The sequence below is a fragment of the Stenotrophomonas sp. PS02289 genome, from assembly GCF_029960115.1.
GTDB lineage: Bacteria > Pseudomonadota > Gammaproteobacteria > Xanthomonadales > Xanthomonadaceae > Stenotrophomonas.
Genome location: NZ_JASCOZ010000299.1, coordinates 1 through 2,637, shown reverse-complemented (window position 1 = coordinate 2,637; position 2,637 = coordinate 1). Strand labels below are relative to the sequence as shown.

The window sequence follows — 2,637 nt, the reverse complement described above, 5'->3', positions numbered from 1 at the left end:
CCCTTTTTGTTTTGTCACGTAGAGCCACGCCCTGCGTGGCTGCGACCCATCCGGCACCGCGAAGCCACGCAGGGCGTGGCTCTACGGGTCACAGGAAGTCGTAGCTGATCGTGAAGCGCACATTGCGCCCCGGCTGCGACCAGCGACCGATGCCCGCCGGGCTGGTGGCCCCCTGGAAGATGGCGGTGCCGGCACCGGCCGTGCGCACGCGGTTCCACAGGTAGTATTCCTTGTTGAACACGTTGTACACACCGGCGGTCAACTGCACGCGCGGCGTGATCGCGTAGCTGCCGAACACATCCAGCAGGGTGTACTCACGGGCCTTGTAGGCGTATACCGGCACCACTTCCTCGCCATAGCTGCCATTGGTCACGCTGCGACCGTAGTCGGAGGGATCCTTGCGCTGCTGGTGGGTCACGTTGGCGGTGACGCTCCACTTCCGCGACGGTGCGTTGTAGGTCAGACCACCCACGGCCTTGGCCGGGATGATGCTGGCCAGCGGTTCGTCGTCGTTGTCGGTGCCTTCGTTGTAGGAATACGCCACGCGCGCCAGCCAGTCATCGGCCAGCAGCCACATGCCTTCGGCCTCCACGCCCTTCACTTCCACTTCGCCGCGGTTGATCGGCATGGTGTAGGTGTAGCCGTTGGTGATGGTGGTCACGCCACGGGTGGTGGTGCTGTACTGGATGTCCGGGTCGCCAACGAACTGCGCGGTGTCGATGAAGTTGCTGTACTTGTCGCGGAACACCGAGACGCCTGCACGCAGACGGTCACCCTGGAAGCGCCAGCCCAGTTCCAGATTGAGGCTGCGCTCAGCCTCGAGGTTCGGATTGCTGCGGCCATCCGGCACGGTCACGGTGGCACCGTCGGAGACGCGGGTGACCTCGGTGGTCGACGACGTGCCGTACATGTCGTTGATGCCCGGCGCGCGGAAGCCGCGGCCGCCCTGCACCCACAGCGACTGGGTGTCGGTGAACTTGAACTCGGCCCCCAGGTTCCAGGTCGGCGAGGAGAACTTCGACACGCCCACGCTGCCGCCGCCATCTTCATAGCCGGACTGGCCGTTGCCGCCGGTCGAGGTTTCCGGGGTGTACTTGTAGCGGTCATAGCGCAGCCCGCCGGTGAGGCTGAGGCGGTCGTCCAGCAGGCGCACACGATCACGCACGTAGGCAGTCACATCGGTCTCGCGGGTGTCCGGCCACAGCGACGGATCGGTGTCGCGGGTGAACAGGCTGCCATCGTTGCCCCAGCGCGAGTCCACCGAGTTCCAGTGGATCTTCGCCTGCTGCCAGGCCGCACCGTAGACGATGTCGTGGCGGACGCCGCCGGTTTCCACGCTCTTGTCGAAATCCAGCGCGACGCGATTGCGCTTCTGGGTGTCCCAGCGGTCTTCCTGGCGCGAGCACGGCGCGCTGGTCGAGCAGCGGGTGCCATAGGTGGCGGCGGTACCGTTGGCCACCAGCACGTTGGTCTGGCCCTGGATGTAGTTCTTCTGGTGATCGGCGGTGACTTCCATGCTGTCGAACAGCGCGTTGCCGGCACGCAGGGTGTACTTCAGGCCGTAGCGGTCTCGGTCGCTGCGGTCTTCGGCGCTGCGGAAGTAGTACGAACCGGTGCCGTCGCTGCGGGTCCAGTTGTCCACGTCATTGGTGGCGCGGGCGCGTTCGTACACCACGCCCAGGGTCTGATTGGCGGTGGCGAGGAAGTTGAGCTTGAACAGCAGGTTGTCGCTGTCGCGGTCAACCGGATCCGGCGTGCGGCGGCCCGGGCCGAGCCGGTCGATGCTGGTGTCATACCAGGATTCGGTCTCGTGACCTTCGCGCTTGGTGTAGACCAGCAGCGATTCAAAGCGACCGGTGCGGTTGGCGAAGGTGAGCAAGCCCATGTTCTCGTCGCTGGAGCCGGTGTAGCCGTACTTCACCGAGCCGAAGCTGTCGTTGCCGGTGGCCTTGAGATAGTCCGCCGGGTCCTTGGTAGTGAACATCACCGCGCCGCTGAGCGCACCGCTGCCGGCGGTGATCGCATCGGCCCCCTTGATGATCTCAACGGTTTTCACCGCCTCCAGGTCGACGCTGCCGCGACCGGAACGGAAGAACTCGTACGGCTGGTAGGTGCCCGGGTCCATGCTCTGCGGGAAGCTGAGACCGTCCAGGGTGATGGAGACGCGGTCGGCTTCCAGACCGCGGATGTTGAAGCCGTTGAAGCCGGCGCGGCCCAGATCCACCATCTCCACACCGGGAACATAGCGGATGGCGTCTTCCATGCTCTGCGCGCCCTGCTGCCGCAGGTCGCTGGCCGAGAGCGTGGTGACGTTCTGGTTGTTGGATTGCTTGCGCGTCTCGGTCACCTGGATGGCGTCCAGGGTGCTGTCGACGGCCGGGGCGGCGGCGTGTGCGGGAAGTGCCAGGCTGGTGGCGATGGCCAGCGCGAGTGCGCTCAGGGGGGATTTCATCGGGAAACTCCGCAGGGAAAAGTGGAAGGCAGAAGAGGCCGTTCCTGGCTGCGGCGATCCGGGGATCGAGCGGGGCTGGGGGGCGTGCGAACAGCGAGGTGTTCGCGGAATTCGGTTTGGTAGCGCCGGGGGGGGGGGGGGGGGCGGCGGGCGCCGGGGGGGCGGCGCCCCCGGCCCGCGCGGCG

At 66.3% G+C, this 2,637-nt stretch carries 1 protein-coding gene; it reads right to left on the bottom strand.

Annotated features, from left to right (window positions below; all coding sequences use genetic code 11):
- Positions 1-88: 88 nt before the first annotated feature.
- Positions 89-2,452 carry a TonB-dependent hemoglobin/transferrin/lactoferrin family receptor gene (locus QMX83_RS21145; protein ID WP_282298591.1) on the bottom strand — a complete coding sequence of 788 codons (2,364 nt, stop codon included), beginning with the start codon at positions 2,450-2,452 and terminating at the stop codon, positions 89-91.
- Between the last annotated feature and the right edge of the window lie 185 nt (positions 2,453-2,637).

What these genes read in the sequence shown, in the direction of transcription:
- QMX83_RS21145 (WP_282298591.1), bottom strand. Translation starts at nt 2,452, where the DNA reads ATGAAATCCCCCCTGAGCGCACTCGCGCTGGCCATCGCCACCAGCCTG.